The sequence below is a fragment of the Catenulispora sp. GP43 genome (assembly GCF_041260665.1).
Lineage (GTDB): Bacteria > Actinomycetota > Actinomycetes > Streptomycetales > Catenulisporaceae > Catenulispora.
In genome coordinates, this window is sequence record NZ_JBGCCT010000011.1 from 146,686 (window position 1) to 161,874 (window position 15,189).

The window sequence follows — 15,189 nt, forward strand, 5'->3', positions numbered from 1 at the left end:
CCCCCCTGCTGCTGTTTGTTGCGCCCCCTTTCCCCAAGAATAAGACGCTTGAACATCGGGGTCGGTTGCCGATGTGCTCGATCATGCCAGGATCGTGCTCGATCTCACGTCGAAACCGATCGGTATTTGCGCACTGACAGGGGCACGAACACCAGCAGGATCAGCGCCGACCAGAACAGCGACACCCACGGCGCGTGCGCGATCGGCCACGGCATCTTCGCCCCAGGGGGATACCCGTCGGGGTTTCCCCACAGCGTCCGCAACGCCTGCACAGTCGCCGAGACCGGGTTCCAGTCCGCGACGTCCTGCAGCCACTGCGGCGAGATCTTGCGCGAGGGCACGAAGGCGTTGGACAGGAAGGTCAGCGGGAAGATCCAGATGAAGCCGATGGTGTTGGCCGCCTCCACACTGCGCACCGAGAGCCCGATCGTGGCGCCGATCCAGCTCATCGCGTAGGCGAACAGCATCAGCAGCGCGAACCCGGCCACCGCCTTGAGGAACCCGTCGTGGATCCGCCAGCCCACGGCCAGCCCGCAGACCGCCATCACCAGCAGCACGAACAGGTTCTGCAGCCAGTCGGCCGTGGTCCGGCCGGCCAGCACCGCCGAGCGCGAGATCGGCAGCGAGCGGAACCGGTCGATCAGGCCTTTGTGCAGGTCGTCGGCCAGGCCCACGGAGGTGGTCGCGGCCGTGAAGGCCAGCGTCTGCACGAAGATGCCGGGCAGCAGGAACTCCCGGTACGCCGTCTGGCCCGCGGCGCCGGGCACCGGGATCGCGCCGCCGAAGACGAACGCGAACAACAGCACGAACATGATCGGCTGGATCGAGGAGAAGACCACGATCTCCGGGATCCGGGTCATCCGGCGCAGATTGCGCAGGGTGACGACCCAGGCGTCGTGCAGCGCCGTAGCCGGGCCGTGCCCGCCCAGCGGGGGCGCCGGGGCCAGAGTGTCCGAGCTCATCGCAACGCCTCCTGCGGTTCGTGGCCTTCGTCGAAAGCCTCGGCGCCGTGCTCCTCGTCCTCGGTGGAGCGGCCGGTCAGCTGCAGGAAGACGTCGTCCAGGGTGGGGCGGCGCAGCGCCACGTCGTCGATGGCGATACCCATGGCGTCCAGCTCCCGGATCGCCTCGACCAGCAGCTGGGCCCCGCCGGAGACCGGCAGCAGGATCTCGCGGGTGGGCTCGTGCACCCGGGGCTCGGCCGTCCCCATCCGGGCCAGCAGCCCGGCGGCCTGGGCGAGCCGCTCGCGGTCGGAGACCACGATCTGCAGCCGCTCTCCGCCGATCTGCGCCTTGAGCTGGTCCGCGGTCCCCCGCGCGATCACCTTGCCGTGGTCCACCACCGCGATCGAGTCGGCCAGCCGGTCGGCCTCCTCCAGGTACTGGGTGGTGAGCAGCAGGGTCGTGCCGCCCTTCACCAGCCCGGCGATCACGTCCCACATGGCGATCCGGGTCCGCGGGTCCAGCCCGGTGGTCGGCTCGTCCAGGAAGATCACCGGCGGCTTCACCACCAGCGCCGCGGCCAGGTCCAGCCGCCGCCGCATCCCGCCGGAGTAGGTCTTGGAGGGCCGGTCGGCGGCGTCGGTGAGCGCGAACTCCTCCAGCAGCTCCCCGGCCCGCTTCAGGGCCGCGGCCTTGGTCATGTGGTAGAGCCGCCCGACCATGACCAGGTTCTCCCGGCCGGTCAGGTTCTCGTCGACCGCGGCGTACTGCCCGGACAGCCCGATCGCCCGCCGGACCTCGTTCGGCTTGCGCAGCACGTCGATCCCGAGCACCCGGGCCGTCCCGGCGTCGGGTTTGAGCAGGGTGGTCAGGACGCGCACCGCCGTGGTCTTACCCGCGCCGTTCGGCCCGAGCAGGCCCAGGATGCTGCCCTCCGGCACCGCGAGGTCCACGCCGTCCAGGGCGCGGACCTCTTTGGTCTTCTTGTCTCCGCCGTAGATCTTGACCAGACCCTCGGCCTCGATGGCTGCCATAGACCGACCGTAGATGAGGGGTCCGACAGGGGGTGCGCGGATGATCACCGGCGGTAGGCCGAATGGATGAAACGGGAGGGGATCCTGAGCGAACACGCGTGCGCCAGTCTCCGTCCGCCGCGGTCGCCATGACCACGGCGTTTCCGGGACGGGATCCAGACCACCATGCGCAGCTACGAGCGCGTTTTCGTGCTCGCGACGTCGATGGCCGCCACGGCTGCCGTCGGCACCGCGCCCGCGGTACAGGCCGCGTCGCCGCAGGCCTCCGCCCAGACCCTGCCGGTGCTGACCCACAGCGCGCACGCGGCGCTGGTCGCGGAGGCGCCGGTGGGCCGACGCCGGAGGCGACCCCGCCGGCACAGCCGGCACAGCCACTCCGGCACGCCGCCCGGCCAAGGCCGTGGTGCTGGCCTCGGGCGCGGGCTTCGCCGACGCGCTGGCCGGCGTCCCGGCCGCCACCGGCGACTGGCTCAGCTCCGGCGGGAAGCCCGCGGCGATCGTGCTGTCGAATGGCTCGAGGATCACCGATCCGGCCACCGCGGCCTTCGTCAAGGCCCGCATGACCCGGTCGCCGGGGCCCCAGCCGGGAAGCATCGTGGACCACGTGCTGGTCCTGGGCGGCAAGGCGTTCTGCGCGGTGGACACGATGTACGCCGACGCCACGCCGCCCCAGTGCCAGCCGTTCCCGGACATGATCGGCACGGGGATCGGCGAGGCAGACCTGCCGGGGCTGCCGAGCAAGCACTTCAGCACCGTGATCGGCAAGGACCGGTACCAGACCGCGACCGAGCTCGCCGACTTCATCCTGCCGGTCCATTCCCTACCCGGGCCGGACTGCGATAACTGGCAGGACAACCGGGGCCTGTTCGGCATCGCCTCCGCGCTTGAGAACAGCTTGGACGCCAAGATCGCGCCCTGACATCTCGCGACAGACCGCGACACACTGTGGGCCCCGCCGGAATCCGTTCCGGCGGGGCCCACTTCATGTCTGCGCGCGAACCTCGCCTCAGAAAGAAGTCGGCTCCGGCTGGTACCCCGCCGCGCGCAGCCGCGAGATCAGCGTCTCGGCGTGCGCGATCCCCCGGGTCTCCAGCTGGAGCGCCACCTCGACCTCGCCGAAGGCCAGCGACGGCCGGGTCCACAGGTGCTCGATGTCCATCACGTTCGCGTCCGCCTCGCCGAGTTCGCTCAGCAGCTTCGCCAGCGCGCCGGGGCGGTCCGGGATGCGCAGCCGCAGGGCCAGGAAGCGGCCGGCGGACACCAGGCCGTGGCGGATCATGCGCATCATCAGCAGCGGGTCGATGTTGCCGCCGGACAGCAGGGCGACCACCGGGGCCTCGAAGGCGCGGGCGTCGTCCATCACGGCCGCGACCGCCGCGGCGCCGGCCGGCTCGACCACGAGCTTGGCCCGCTCCAGCAGCGCCAGCATGGCCTTGGACAGCGACTCCTCGGAGACCACGCGGATCTCGTCGGCGAGCCGGGTGATGAGGTCGAAGGGCACGTCGCCGGGCCGGCCCACGGCGATCCCGTCGGCCATCGTCGCCATCCCGGCCAGCTGCACCGGCTTGCCGGCGGCCATCGAGGGCGGGTACGCGGCGGCGCCGGCCGCCTGCACGCCGATCACCCGCACGTCCGGCCGCGTGGCCTTGACCGCCGCGGCCACCCCGGCCAGCAGCCCGCCGCCGCCGACCGAGACCACGATGGTGCGCACCTCGGGGCACTGCTCGAGGATCTCCAGGCCGACCGTGCCCTGCCCGGCGATCACGTCGGGGTGGTCGAAGGGGTGGATGAAGGTGGCGCCGGTCTCGGCGGCGAAGGCCCGCGCGGCGATCAGCGCCTCGTCCACGGTGTGCCCGGCGAAGCGCACGTGCGCGCCGTAGGCCTCGGTCGCGGCCACCTTCGGCAGCGGCGCGCCCTCGGGCATGAACACGGTCGACTTGCTGTCCAGCAGCGACGCCGCCAGCGCCACGCCCTGCGCGTGGTTGCCGGCGCTGGCCGCCACCACGCCGTTGGCCCGCTCGGCCGCCGACAGGTTGGCGATCCGCACATAGGCGCCGCGGATCTTGAACGACCCGGTCCGCTGGAGGTTCTCGCACTTGAAGTGCACGTGTCCCCCGACCTGCTCGGAGATGCTCCGAGAACCCTCCAGGGGGGTCCGCCGCGCCACGCCTTCCAGCAGGTCGCGCGCCCGCTCGACGTCTTCCAGGGTCACAGTCGCCGTTGACATGATCCCAGTCTCGCAGGTCGCCTCCGACCCCACGAGCCGCCTTCCGAAACTACTTGCATGACGCATGCATCCAGGTATATGCTTGCAGCAACCAAGCATCTGTAGGAGACGAGAAGGACGATGAGCGGCGAGCCGTTGAAAAGCGAGCCTCCGAGAAGCGAGCCTCTGACCGACGAGGAGTACAGCGAGCTCGGCAAGACGATGGGCATGCTCTTCCAGCGCATCATGCGCTCCCGCCGGGAACCCGAGGGCGGCCAGATCGCCGCGCTGAGCATGCTCGCCAAGTGCGGCCCGATCCGCTCCAGCGACCTGGCCAAGGAACTGTTCCTGGACCAGTCGACGGTCTCCCGCCACGTGGCCCACCTGGAGACGGACGGCCTGGTGGAGAAGGTCGCCGACCCCAACGACGGGCGCGCCACCCAGCTGCACCTGACCGACCTGGGCCAGAAGCACATCCACGACTTCTGGCACAAGCGCATCGAGGCCATGCGGGAGGGCTTCGAGCACTGGGATCCGGAGGACCTGCGGACCCTGGGCCGGCTCATGAACCGCTATGTCGAGGACTTCGCCGCCATCGTCGCCAAGAACACCGATTCAAAGAACGGCCCCACAACGGAAGACGGACGCACACATGAGTGAGACCACCGAAGTTCCCGAGAAGATAGCGAGCCCTCCGGCACCACAAGTGGCCGAGGGCTCCACCATGAGCCACAAGCAGATCCTCGTGGTCTTCGGCTCGCTGATGCTGGGCCTGCTGCTGGCCTCGTTGGACAACACCATCGTCAGCACCGCGATCCGCACCATCATCGGCGACATCGGCGGCCAGAACGGCCTGGCCCGCATGCCGTGGGTGACCACGGCCTACGTGCTGGCGTCCACCGCCGCCACCCCGATCTACGGCAAGCTCTCCGACCTGTTCGGCCGCAAGCCGCTGTACATGACGGCGATCGCGCTGTTCCTGACCGGCTCGGCGCTGTCCGGCCTGTCGCAGAACCTGGATCAGCTCATCGCCTTCCGCGCGCTGCAGGGCCTGGGCGCCGGCGGCATCCTGGGCCTGACCTTCGCCATCGTCGGCGACGTGGTCCCGCCCCGCGAGCGCGGCAAGTACCAGGGCTTGTTCGGCGGCGTGTTCATGCTGGCGATGGTCGCCGGCCCGCTGCTCGGCGGCATCTTCACCGAGCACAGCTCGATCATCGGCATCACCGGCTGGCGCTGGGTGTTCTACGTGAACCTGCCGATCGGCATCGTCGCGCTGTTCGTCATCAGCGCCGTCCTGCACCTGCCCAAGCGCCGGGTGAAGGCGACCATCGACTACATCGGCGCGGCACTGGTCGTGGCCGGGGTGGTGTGCCTGCTGCTGGCGGCGCAGATGGGGGGCCAGCAGTACGCGTGGAGCTCCCCGGTCATCATCGGCCTGGCGATCGCCGGCGTGGTGGTCCTGGTGGCCTTCGTGATGTGGGAGATCCGCACCCCCGAGCCGATCCTGCCGATGCGCCTGTTCCGCGGCGCCGTGTTCCGGGTCTCCAGCGTCATGGGCTTCCTCATCGGCATGGTGATGATGGGCGCGATGATGTACATCCCGTTCTACTTCCAGGTGGTGAACGGCGACAGCCCGACCAAGGCGGGCCTGCGGATGCTGCCGATGATGGTCGGCCTGCTGACCACCTCGATCAGCTCCGGACGCATCATCAGCCGGACCGGCCGCTACCGGTTCTTCCCGATCGCCGGCATCGCGGTGACCACCATCGGCCTGGGGCTGATGACCACCATGGACGAGAACACCACGTTCTTCACCGGCGCGCTGTTCATGTTCATCGTCGGCCTGGGCCTGGGCGCCACCATGCAGGTGCTGATCCTGGCGGTGCAGAACGCGGTGGAGATGAAGGACATGGGCGTGGCGACCACGTCCTCGACCTTCTTCCGCTCGCTGGGCCAGACCTTCGGCGCGGCCGTGATGGGCGCGATCCTGACCAACCAGCTGACCAGCCACCTGAAGGCCAACGCGGGCCCGAGCCCGGCCATGGCGCCGGTGCGCGAGCACGGCATGGCGATCCTGCAGAGCGAGGGCCTGATGGCCAAGCTGCCGCAGTCCGTGCAGCACGTGCTGATCCACTCCTTCACGCAGGCGTTATCTACCGTGTTCCTGTTCGGCGCCGTGCTCAGCCTGCTGGCGTGGTTCGCCAGTTGGTTCCTGAAGGAGCACAAGCTGCGCTCGATGGCTCCGTCAGGCCAGGCGAAGCAGGGTGCCGCGGACGTGGAGGCTCCGGCGCTGGCGCACTAGTTCATTCGCTGAGCCCGATACTTAGTGCGCACAACTAAGAACACTGAGGCCGCCCGGGGAAACCCGGGCGGCCTCAGTGTTCTGCTCTTGCCGTTCTAGTCCACGCGGTCGGCCGACCAGTACGCGTCGCCGCGCAGGATCAGCGCCGCCGCGCCGACCAGACCGGCGTCCTGGCCCAGATCAGCCGGGACCACCTTCAGGTTCTTGGTGAAGTCCAGGCGCGCGTGCCGGTACAGCGCGGCACGCAGCGGCTCGAAGAGGAGTTCCCCGGCCTGCACGATCCCTCCGCCGATGGTCACCAGCTCCAGGTCGCACATGGCCGCCGCGCCGGCGATCGCGATGCCCAGCGCGGTGCCGGCGCGGGTGAACGCGGCCTCCGCGATGCCGTCGCCGGCCCGGGCGTCGTCGGTGAGGTCCTTGCCGGTACGGCTCTCCTGCCCGGCGCGCCAGCCCTGCGCGGCCGCCCACCCGGCCATGCGCGGCCCGCTCGCGACCGCTTCCAGGCAGCCGGTGCCGCCGCAGGCGCAGGGTGTCTCCTGGTCCACGACGACATGGCCGATGTGCCCGGCGTTGCCCTTGGCTCCGTCGATGAGGCGGTCGCCGAGGATCAGCCCGCCGCCGACCCCGGTGGACACGACCATGCCGAGCATGTTCGCGGCCCCGCGCCCGGCCCCCTGCCAGTGCTCCGCGGCGGCCAGGCAGATGGCGTCGTTGTGCAGCCGCACATCGCGCCGGAAGTCGGCCTCCAGCCGCCACCGCAAGGGGAAACCACGCCACCCGGGGATGTTCAGCGGCGACACCTCCCCGGCCGGCCACCGCATGGGACCGCCGCAGCCGACACCCACCGCACGGTAGGCGTCGCGCTCGTATGGCAGGTGATCGACGGCGTCGAGCAGCGCGGCGTACAGCGCCTCGCCGTCCGCCCCCGCCCCGGCCGGCGTCGGCGCCCGGAAGGAGGCCAGCACCTCCCCCAGCGCGTCGACCGCGCCGACCGCCATCTTCGTCCCGCCGATGTCGATCGCCAGTACCGGGGCGTCGCCGGAGGTGTCAGTCACCGTCATGCTGCACACCTTAGGCGGTTTTGTATCAGCTTCCAGAGAAGCTCTGCAGATACGTCGCCTGCTGGCGGAGCGCCTGGGCGGTCGAGGGGGTGATCGACCCCTGATTCTCCAGCGAGGTGACGGTGCGGGAGAGCGAGGCCAGCGCCTGGTTGTAGGCGTTGGAGCCGACCTGGGTGCTGCGGAGCTGGTTGACGATGTTGGTCAGGCTGCTTCGGGCGCTGGTGACGGTGACCTGGGTGGTGATGATGGTGGTGATCTGGGTTTCCGACTGCTGCGGGCTGGTCGGGAGGCCGGGTGCGGCCGGGGCGGTGGTGCTCGGGGCGCTGGGTGCTGTGCTTGGGGCGCTGGGTGCGGTGGACGGTGCCGTGCTGGGTGCCGTGCCTGGCACGCTGGGCGCTGTGCTCGGTGCTGTGCCCGGAGCTGTGGGGACGCCGCCCGGAGCGGTCGAGCTGGCGCCGGCACCGGGACCCGAGGAAGACGCGCCGGCACTTGTGCCGCCGGTCGTGACGCTGCCGGACTCGCTCGGCGAGAGGCTGGGAACGGCGCCGGACGCGCTGCTGGCGTTGGCGGTGCTCGCGCCGGTCGGGAGCGAGCTGCTGCCGGCTGCGGCGGAGGTGGAGGAGTTCGATGAGGGGCCCGAGGCGGAGGAGTGGGTGCTGGAGCCGTGGACGGCGTAGCCGATGCCTATACCGACCAGCACGCCGACCAGAACGCCGCCGGATGCCAGGGCCCAGGGGCGGGGCTTCGGGGACGCTCCGGCGACGAGGCCGCCGCCGGAACCGCCGGCCGAGCCGCCGCTCGCTTCGGTGGACGAGGCGGCGAGGATGCCGCCCGATGCGGCTGCGGTTGTGCTGGCGCCGGCCGCGGCACTTGCCGAACTGCCGCTTGCCGAACTGCCGCTTGCCGCGCCTGTCGAGCTTGTCGCGCCGGCCGCACCTGCTGCGGCCGCTTCGGAACCGGCCAACTCCGCGCCGATCACCAGCCCGGCGGCACCGCCGGCCACCGCACCGGTCGCCGTAACCACTCCGGTGGAACGCTGCGCGGGGAGCTGCTGCGTTTCGGCCTTCGACGCAGCCACTTCGGCGAGCGCCGCCGTCACCGCCGCAGCGCTCGCGACCTCGATCGCAGTAGCCTGCTTCGCCTCGACAGCGGCCGTGGCCTCGGCCCGAGCCGCCTCGACCTCCGCGGCGTGAGCGGCAGCCGCCTCGGCGAGCGCCGCGATCACCGCGGTCTCGATGGCGGCGGACTCGCCCGCCCGAGCAGCCTCCGCGGCCTCAGCCCGGGCCGCCTCGACCTCCGCGGCGTGGGCGACGGCCGCCTCGGCGAGCGCCGCGGCCACCGCGGCCTCGATCACAGCAGTCTGCCGAGCCTCGGCTGCCTCCATCTCATGTCGGTGCCGCTCCTCGGCCTCGGCCACAGCGGCTGCGACAGCCGCGGCCAGCACGACTTCGCCGGCCTCGGAGTGGCTCTCAGCCCGCACCGACTCAAGCTCCGCACGATGCCGTTCCTCAGCCTCAGCGACAGCCGCCGCCACCGCGACACCAGTCGCAGCAGCCAACGCCTCCTCGCCAGCCGAAGCATGCTCGGCCCGCGCCGACTCCAGCTCGGCGCCATGCCGCGCCTCAGCCGCCTCCACCTCCGCGTGGTGCGCAGCCTCCGCCTCGGCGAGCGCCACGGCCACTGCGGCCTCCGACGCCGCGGTCACCGCCTCCTCGTTCGACGCGGCGTGCGCGGCCTCGACCTCGGCGAGGGCCTGTGCCACGGCTGCCGCGATGGCCGCCTCGGTCAGCTCCGCCGTTGCGGACTGCTGGTCGGCCAGCGCTGTGGCGACCGCCGCTTCGCGCTCGGCCGCGTGCCGTTCCTCGGCCTCGGCCAGGGCGGCTGCGATCGCCGCCGCCGATGCCGCCGAGACCGCCTCGTCGTCCACGCGTGCGTGGGCTGCTTCGGCTTCGGCCAGGGCCGCCGCCACCGCTGCCGATGTCGCCAGCGCTATGGCTTCCTCGCGTGCCGCGTTCGCGCGCGACTCGGCGTCCGCCACCGCCGCGGCGACGGCCGCCGCTGTCGCAGCCTCTGCCTCGGCGCGCGGGATCGTGCCCTTGGGCGCGCCGGCCGTCGGGCTCACCGCGGGCGTCCACTCGCCCGAGTCCGCGTCCTCGACGCTCGAGCCCAGCGATTCCGACCGCGCTTCGGACTCCGCTTCGGCCGACTCGGCCGCTTCCGCCGCCAGTGCCAGGGCCGCCGCGGCTGCCGCCGCGCGCTCCACCACGATCGCCGGCTGCGCCAGGTCCGCGACCGGGTGCGCGCGCAGTGCCTCGACGACCTCGGCCATCGACGGCCGTGCGCCGGCTTCCTCCGACAGGCTCAGCGCGAAGGCCTCCGCCAGGACGGAGCTGTCGCCGAAGTACTCCGTCAGGCGTCCGACGGCCATTTCGCGCCGGTAGGCCAGAAGCATGGCGGCGTCGTGCGCCGAAGCCGCGCCGGCGAGCGCCGCACCCCCGGCCAGTTCCAGACCGTGCTCGTGCCCATGACCGTGGCCGTGCCCCTGGCCCGACTCCGCCGCCGCGACCAAGCCCGCAGCCTCGGCGCGTGCCCGCTCCATGTCCTCGCGGACGATCTCCCAGCCGAAGACGCCCGTGTACAGCAGCCACGCCAGCCCGTACACGTCGTCCGCGGCGGTGGCCGCCGCGCCGCCGAGGCGGGCCGCCGTCAGGAAGCCGCTGGAGGCCTCGGCGGCGACCGCGGCCGCGTTGCCCTCGAACGCGAGTCCCAGGGCCAGGTCCACGAAGATGTTGCCCTTGCCGACCCAGATCGAGTCGGTGTGCATCCAGCCGTGGACGAGCCCGGCGGCGTGGACGCGCTCGAAGACCTCGGCGACGTTCAGCGCGAGCACGCCGACCTCCGCCGAGGTCAGCGCGCCCTTCATCAGGCGGGCGGTGAGCGAGGAGCCCTTGTCCTGGTCGTACACCGCGAACTCGATGTAGCTGTCGCTCTTGTGGATCAGTTTGTGGGAGTGCTGATCGTGGTCGGTGACCACGCGGTCCTCGTGCGCGATCCGCTTCTGCCCGGCCTCCCGGACCACGGCGATCGCCGGATGCTCGACGTGCGTCAGCGCCGAGACCGCGTTCTCCAGGCCGCCCGAGGCCGAGATCTGGATCCAGACCCGGCGCCGGCGCACCGAGTCGGAGGCGAGCCACAGCTCTCCGATCCCGCGGTGCCACAGCCGCCGGGACAAGGTGTAGCGACCAGCCAGGACGATGCCCGCGGAGACTCCCGATATACCTGCCACGGCGGCTAATTGTGCACAGTGTTCGACCCCTTGGACAGCGGGGGGACAGTCCTCTGAAGCGTATTTTCGTCTAGTCGCCCCGGACGTTCACCGGGCGGCCTCTCACCTGCGTTCCGTGGCTATCACCACGGCCACTCCGAGCACCACGATCAGGCCTCCGACCACCACCGCGGCGGTGATGGTCTCGCTCAGGAAGAGCGCCCCAAGTGCGACGGCGACAACAGGGTTCACATATGCATATGTTGCTACTGTGGAAATCGGCGCGTTCTTCAACAGCCACACATAGGACGAGAACGCCACAAGTGATCCCGCGCCGACGAGATAAACCGTCGCCCAGACGGACGTCGCGGTGATCGCGCCGGGGTGGAAGTGCTCGCCGTGCAGCGCCGCCGCGATGCCGCAGCCGATGCCGCCGAACACCATCTGGTACGCCGACGCCACGAACGGGTCCTTCGGCGGCGTCAGCCACACCTTGGACGCCACCGAGCCGAAGGCCCAGCTGATCGAGGCGATGAGCACGAGCACGACGCCGAGCACGTAGTTGTGCGCCCCACCGCCGCCGGGCCGCATCAGCACCACCAGCCCGGCGAAGCCGATGAGCACGCCGACCAGCATCGGCGCGGTGGGCCGGTCCTTGGCCACGGCCCGCCACACCACGATCCACAGCGGCACGGATGCCACCAGGAGCGCCGAGGTGCCCGAGGGGATGTACTGCTCCGACAGGACCACGAAGCCGTTGCCGCCGAGCAGCAGCAGGGTGCCGATCAACGCGGCCGAGGCCAGTTGCCCCCGGGTGACGCGCAGCGCCGAGGGGCCGCGGCGGATCGCGAGGAAGGCGCAGAGGAGCAGGCCGGCGAGGCTGAAGCGGAGCGCCGCGGACGACAGCGGCGGGATTGATTCGATGGCGTAGCGGATCGCGAGGTAGGTGGAGCCCCAGACGAAGTAGACCGCGCCGAGGGCGACCCAGGCCGCCGTCGTCATGCGCTGCGTCTGAGGCGTCTGCCGAGCCTGATCCGTCTGCTGTGCCTTCGGCGCCTTCTGCGCCGGCCCCGTTGCTCCGTCCGAGTGAGCGACTCCCTGTTCGGGAACGATCGTCATAGCCCTGATCCCTCCACGCCCCTGACCATACGTCGCCAGCCTGCGGGATCTCCGGGTCCGACAGCAAGGGCCACTCGCATGCGAGTGGCCCTTGAACGGCGCTGCGGGGAAGGGCTCGGTCAGCCCAGGGCGCGCAGGAGGTCGGCCAGCAGATCGTCGACCGACTCGATGCCGACCGAGAGCCGGACGAGGTCGTTCGGCACCTCCAGCGGGGAGCCGGCGGCGCTGGCGTGGGTCATGCGGCCGGGGTGCTCGATCAGCGACTCGACGCCGCCGAGCGACTCCCCGAGGGTGAACAGCTCGGTGCGGCCGCACAGGTCGACCGCCTCCTGCTCGCCGCCGGCCACCCGGAAGGAGACCATGCCGCCGAAGCCGGACATCTGCTTGGCCGCGACCTCATGGCCGGGGTCGTCGGGCAGGCCCGGGTAGTGGACGGCCGTCACCTTCGGGTGCGCGGCCAGCGCCTCGGCGATGCGCTGGGCGTTGGAGCAGTGCCGGTCCATGCGCACCGCCAGGGTCTTGACGCCGCGCAGCACCAGCCAGGCGTCGAAGGGCCCGGCGACGGCGCCCATCGCGTTCTGGTGGTAGGTCAGCTCCGCGCCCAACTCCTCGTCGGACACCACCAGCGCGCCGCCGACGACGTCGGAGTGGCCGCCCATGTACTTGGTGGTGGAGTGCACGACCACGTCGGCGCCGAGGGCCAGCGGTTGCTGCAGGTAGGGGGTGGCGAACGTGTTGTCGACCACGAGCAGCGACCCGGTCTCGTGCGCGACCCCGGCCAGCGCCGCGATGTCGGCGACCCCCAGCAGCGGGTTCGAGGGCGTCTCGACCCAGATCGCCTTGGTCTTGCCAGGCACCACCGCGGCCCGCACGGCGGCCGGGTCGGACATGTTGGCGGCGGTCCACCCCAGACCCCACCGCGACAGGACCTTGGAGAACAGGCGGAAGGTGCCGCCGTAGGCGTCGGCCGGGATGACGACGTGGTCGCCGGGCACGCACACGGTCCGCAGCAGGCAGTCCTCGGCGGCCAGACCCGAGGCGAAGGCCAGACCGACCCGGCCGCCCTCCACGGCGGCCAGACAGTCCTCCAGCGCCTTGCGGGTCGGGTTGGCGCTGCGCGAGTACTCGTAGCCGCCCCGCAGGCCGCCGACTCCATCCTGTTTGTAGGTGGAGACCTGGTAGATCGGGGGGACGACGGCGCCGGTCAGCGGGTCCGGGTCCTGGCCGGCGTGGATGGCCAGGGTCTCGAAGGCGGCGTTGGCGTGGGCGTCAGATGCGGACATGGGCCTTAGGTTACGCGTTCGGGGCGGCGCGGCCGTGTGTCGCGTGTGTGGTGTGGGGTGGCGCGGTCTCCAGCTGGGGCGCCAGCCGGGTCGCCGGCTGCGTCTCCATCTCGGCGTCCAGCCCCGCGTCCAGCCCGGCCGCCAACTCGGCCTCCAGCTCGGCCATCAGAGCGGCGGCTTCACCCATCCGACGTACCCGCCGCCGCGCCAGCACCCGAGTCCGCTGCCGCACGACGTACAGCAGCACCGCGGCACCCAGGACCAGCACCAGCGCGAACATCGCGAGCAGCCCCTGCCACGACCCGGCCTCGGCCGCCCCGTGGCGCGGCCCCGACGTGCCGATCTGCACCGGAGCGCTGGGCACGTAGGGCGTGGTGTCGCCGGCCAGACCGCTCGGTATGCCGAGCCCGTCGAGCATTCCCGCGATCAGCGAACCCATCGGCGCCTCCCGAGCCCCAGTCGTATCACCCGAAAAGGACGATACTGACTTTTCAAGACATCGCACTCCGACACAATGATCTTCATGTCCGCCGCAGCGCTGCGGCACCGTGCGACGACTGCCGAACGCATGCTGTAGCCCCGCGCGGCTCAAATAGCCGGCCGCGCATATCAACCTTCTGCCCCCGCGCGCGTCATACAGGCGACAGCTTGGTCATTCGGGAGGGGAACAAAGATGCGCTCACGCATCGCTACAGCCGCGGTCGCGGCGATCGCCGCGTCGTTGGTAGCGAGCCTTGGGGCTTGCAGCAGCACGTCGAACGGGGCATCGGGGGGCGCTCCGACGGCGCCGGGAAGCTCGACGAGCACGACGGTGCCGGGCGCCGCGACCGGCACGCCGTCGGCCGGCACCACGTCGGGCGCTTCGGGCACGTCGGCCGCGTTCAGCACCGACCAGCTGGAGACGATGCGCGCCAAGGTGGCTGCCGTCTACGGGGAAGGCGTCACCGCCCCGGCTCCGCACCTCTTCCAGGTGACGCCCGATCCGAAGGAACTCGCCGCCGACTTCGACAGCGCCACGACGAGGACGGCCCTCTGGGGATCGGGTGGCACCGGATCCGACCGGATGATGGACTGCGGCACGGCCAAGTACGACGGCGTCGTCATCGGAGCGGTGCAGGGCTCTGGCGGGACGGCGACCATCCCCGTCGCGCTCTACCAGGGTGAGAAGGCCGGGGGCCGCGAGATCACCGTGACGGTCGATTCGAGCACGGGTGTCATCAAGGGCGTGTCGTGCGGGACGCCGAAGGACGCGGACTTCCCGGGCATCGCGCCGATCGCGAGCTACTACGGCGCGACGGCCAACATGGACACCGCGGTGCTCAACGACAAGTCGAAGTCCTACTTCACGCCCGCGTTCGCCGCGTGGCAGCCCGCCGGCGCGAACTACAACATCCGGACCTGCACGCAGGACGTCCCGGACTTCTGGATCGTCGCCCTGACCGGAACGACCTCCACAGCCAGCACGTGGGACTTCGCTCCCGGCCCGGTCAAGACTGTCGCCGATCCGGCCGAGCCGAACAGCACGGGTTTCAACGGCGCGCTGGGGGTCGACCTCGGCTCGGCCAAGATCTCGCGCGTTACGTGCAGCGCGAAGCCGCCGGCGGCTGACAGCGCGCACCCAGAGCAGTACGCGAACGCGCTGATGGAGTACTACCGCACGGCCGCCGACCAGACCTCGCTCGGCGTCGACGCCAAGGCCGCCATACAGCCCTACTTCGTCTCGGACGCCGCCCTCGCCTCCACTTGGTCGGCAACGGGCCCGGTTCCGCTGCTGTGCACGAGCAAGGTGCCCGGGGCGGTGCAGACGGCAGCCGGTACGACGCCGACCACCGCCGGCTCCACGACGACCTTGAAGATGGTCACCTGGCCGGACTGGCACCCGGACCAGCCCGGTCAGGAGCTCAGCAAGTTCACCGTCACCCTCGACACGAGCACGATGAAGATCGCCTCGATCACCTGCACCACCAAGTAGTCAGCC

Annotated in this window: 13 protein-coding genes; 4 read left to right on the forward strand and 9 right to left on the reverse strand. The window is 71.1% G+C overall.

Features of this window, described 5'->3' with window-relative positions; genetic code table 11:
* Positions 1-104: 104 nt before the first annotated feature.
* Both ABH926_RS23445 and ABH926_RS23450 read right to left on the reverse strand, forming a co-directional pair.
* A complete protein-coding gene (locus ABH926_RS23445) occupies positions 105-962 on the reverse strand; it encodes an ABC transporter permease (protein WP_370367863.1) in 858 nt (285 codons plus the stop codon).
* Positions 959-1,975, reverse strand: coding sequence for an ATP-binding cassette domain-containing protein (locus ABH926_RS23450; protein ID WP_370367864.1), 1,017 nt, complete (start codon positions 1,973-1,975; stop codon positions 959-961). The genes ABH926_RS23445 and ABH926_RS23450 overlap by 4 nt, the downstream gene beginning before the upstream one ends.
* Before the next feature lie 400 nt (positions 1,976-2,375).
* On the opposite strand from ABH926_RS23450, the gene ABH926_RS23455 reads away from it, so the two are divergent.
* Positions 2,376-2,894: a hypothetical protein gene (locus ABH926_RS23455; RefSeq protein ID WP_370367865.1), complete on the forward strand. Its 519-nt coding sequence runs from the start codon at positions 2,376-2,378 to the stop codon at positions 2,892-2,894.
* An 87-nt stretch (positions 2,895-2,981) separates the two neighbouring features.
* Here ABH926_RS23455 and ilvA read toward each other — a convergent pair whose 3' ends face one another.
* A complete protein-coding gene (gene ilvA, locus ABH926_RS23460; RefSeq protein WP_370367866.1) occupies positions 2,982-4,202 on the reverse strand; it encodes a threonine ammonia-lyase in 1,221 nt (406 codons plus the stop codon).
* Positions 4,203-4,322: 120 nt separating this feature from the next.
* Here ilvA and ABH926_RS23465 point away from each other — a divergent pair, with 120 nt between their 5' ends.
* Both ABH926_RS23465 and ABH926_RS23470 read left to right on the forward strand, forming a co-directional pair.
* Positions 4,323-4,841 (forward strand): MarR family winged helix-turn-helix transcriptional regulator, encoded by a 519-nt coding sequence (locus ABH926_RS23465; protein WP_370367867.1) that lies wholly within the window; start codon positions 4,323-4,325, stop codon positions 4,839-4,841.
* The gene (locus tag ABH926_RS23470; RefSeq protein ID WP_370367868.1) at positions 4,834-6,483 is read left to right on the forward strand and encodes an MDR family MFS transporter; all 1,650 of its coding nucleotides are present in this window, start codon (positions 4,834-4,836) and stop codon (positions 6,481-6,483) included. Before ABH926_RS23465 ends, ABH926_RS23470 begins: the two co-directional genes overlap by 8 nt.
* 95 nt (positions 6,484-6,578) lie before the next feature.
* On the opposite strand, the gene ABH926_RS23475 is transcribed toward ABH926_RS23470, so the two are convergent.
* The 6 genes from ABH926_RS23475 to ABH926_RS23500 all read right to left on the reverse strand — a co-directional run bounded on the left by ABH926_RS23475 (position 6,579) and on the right by ABH926_RS23500 (position 14,126).
* Complete coding sequence (locus ABH926_RS23475) at positions 6,579-7,544, reverse strand: ROK family protein (protein WP_370367869.1); 966 nt, start codon at positions 7,542-7,544, stop codon at positions 6,579-6,581.
* A gap of 25 nt (positions 7,545-7,569) precedes the next feature.
* Entirely contained in the window at positions 7,570-10,830 is a 3,261-nt protein-coding gene (locus ABH926_RS23480) for a hypothetical protein (RefSeq protein WP_370367870.1), read from the reverse strand.
* A 102-nt stretch (positions 10,831-10,932) separates the two neighbouring features.
* On the reverse strand, positions 10,933-11,811 hold the full coding sequence (locus ABH926_RS23485; protein WP_370367871.1) for an EamA family transporter: 879 nt from the start codon (positions 11,809-11,811) through the stop codon (positions 10,933-10,935).
* A gap of 236 nt (positions 11,812-12,047) precedes the next feature.
* On the reverse strand, positions 12,048-13,211 hold the full coding sequence (locus tag ABH926_RS23490; RefSeq protein WP_370367872.1) for a cystathionine gamma-synthase: 1,164 nt from the start codon (positions 13,209-13,211) through the stop codon (positions 12,048-12,050).
* 10 nt (positions 13,212-13,221) lie between these two features.
* Positions 13,222-13,650 (reverse strand): hypothetical protein, encoded by a 429-nt coding sequence (locus tag ABH926_RS23495; RefSeq protein WP_370367873.1) that lies wholly within the window; start codon positions 13,648-13,650, stop codon positions 13,222-13,224.
* Between the two features lie 170 nt (positions 13,651-13,820).
* On the reverse strand, positions 13,821-14,126 hold the full coding sequence (locus ABH926_RS23500) for a hypothetical protein (RefSeq protein ID WP_370367874.1): 306 nt from the start codon (positions 14,124-14,126) through the stop codon (positions 13,821-13,823).
* Here ABH926_RS23500 and ABH926_RS23505 point away from each other — a divergent pair.
* Positions 14,116-15,183: a hypothetical protein gene (locus tag ABH926_RS23505; protein WP_370367875.1), complete on the forward strand. Its 1,068-nt coding sequence runs from the start codon at positions 14,116-14,118 to the stop codon at positions 15,181-15,183. The genes ABH926_RS23500 and ABH926_RS23505 overlap by 11 nt on opposite strands.
* Positions 15,184-15,189: the final 6 nt, after the last annotated feature.

Excerpts from the sequence above, each read along its gene's own strand:
- ABH926_RS23445 (WP_370367863.1), bottom strand. The coding sequence starts at position 962 with ATGAGCTCGGACACTCTGGCCCCGGCGCCCCCGCTGGGCGGGCACGGC.
- ABH926_RS23450 (WP_370367864.1), bottom strand. The coding sequence starts at position 1,975 with ATGGCAGCCATCGAGGCCGAGGGTCTGGTCAAGATCTACGGCGGAGAC.
- ilvA (WP_370367866.1), bottom strand. The coding sequence starts at position 4,202 with ATGTCAACGGCGACTGTGACCCTGGAAGACGTCGAGCGGGCGCGCGAC.
- ABH926_RS23465 (WP_370367867.1), top strand. The coding sequence starts at position 4,323 with ATGAGCGGCGAGCCGTTGAAAAGCGAGCCTCCGAGAAGCGAGCCTCTG.
- ABH926_RS23470 (WP_370367868.1), top strand. The coding sequence starts at position 4,834 with ATGAGTGAGACCACCGAAGTTCCCGAGAAGATAGCGAGCCCTCCGGCA.
- ABH926_RS23475 (WP_370367869.1), bottom strand. The coding sequence starts at position 7,544 with ATGACGGTGACTGACACCTCCGGCGACGCCCCGGTACTGGCGATCGAC.
- ABH926_RS23485 (WP_370367871.1), bottom strand. The coding sequence starts at position 11,811 with ATGACGACGGCGGCCTGGGTCGCCCTCGGCGCGGTCTACTTCGTCTGG.
- ABH926_RS23490 (WP_370367872.1), bottom strand. The coding sequence starts at position 13,211 with ATGTCCGCATCTGACGCCCACGCCAACGCCGCCTTCGAGACCCTGGCC.
- ABH926_RS23495 (WP_370367873.1), bottom strand. The coding sequence starts at position 13,650 with ATGGGTTCGCTGATCGCGGGAATGCTCGACGGGCTCGGCATACCGAGC.
- ABH926_RS23505 (WP_370367875.1), top strand. The coding sequence starts at position 14,116 with ATGCGCGCCAAGGTGGCTGCCGTCTACGGGGAAGGCGTCACCGCCCCG.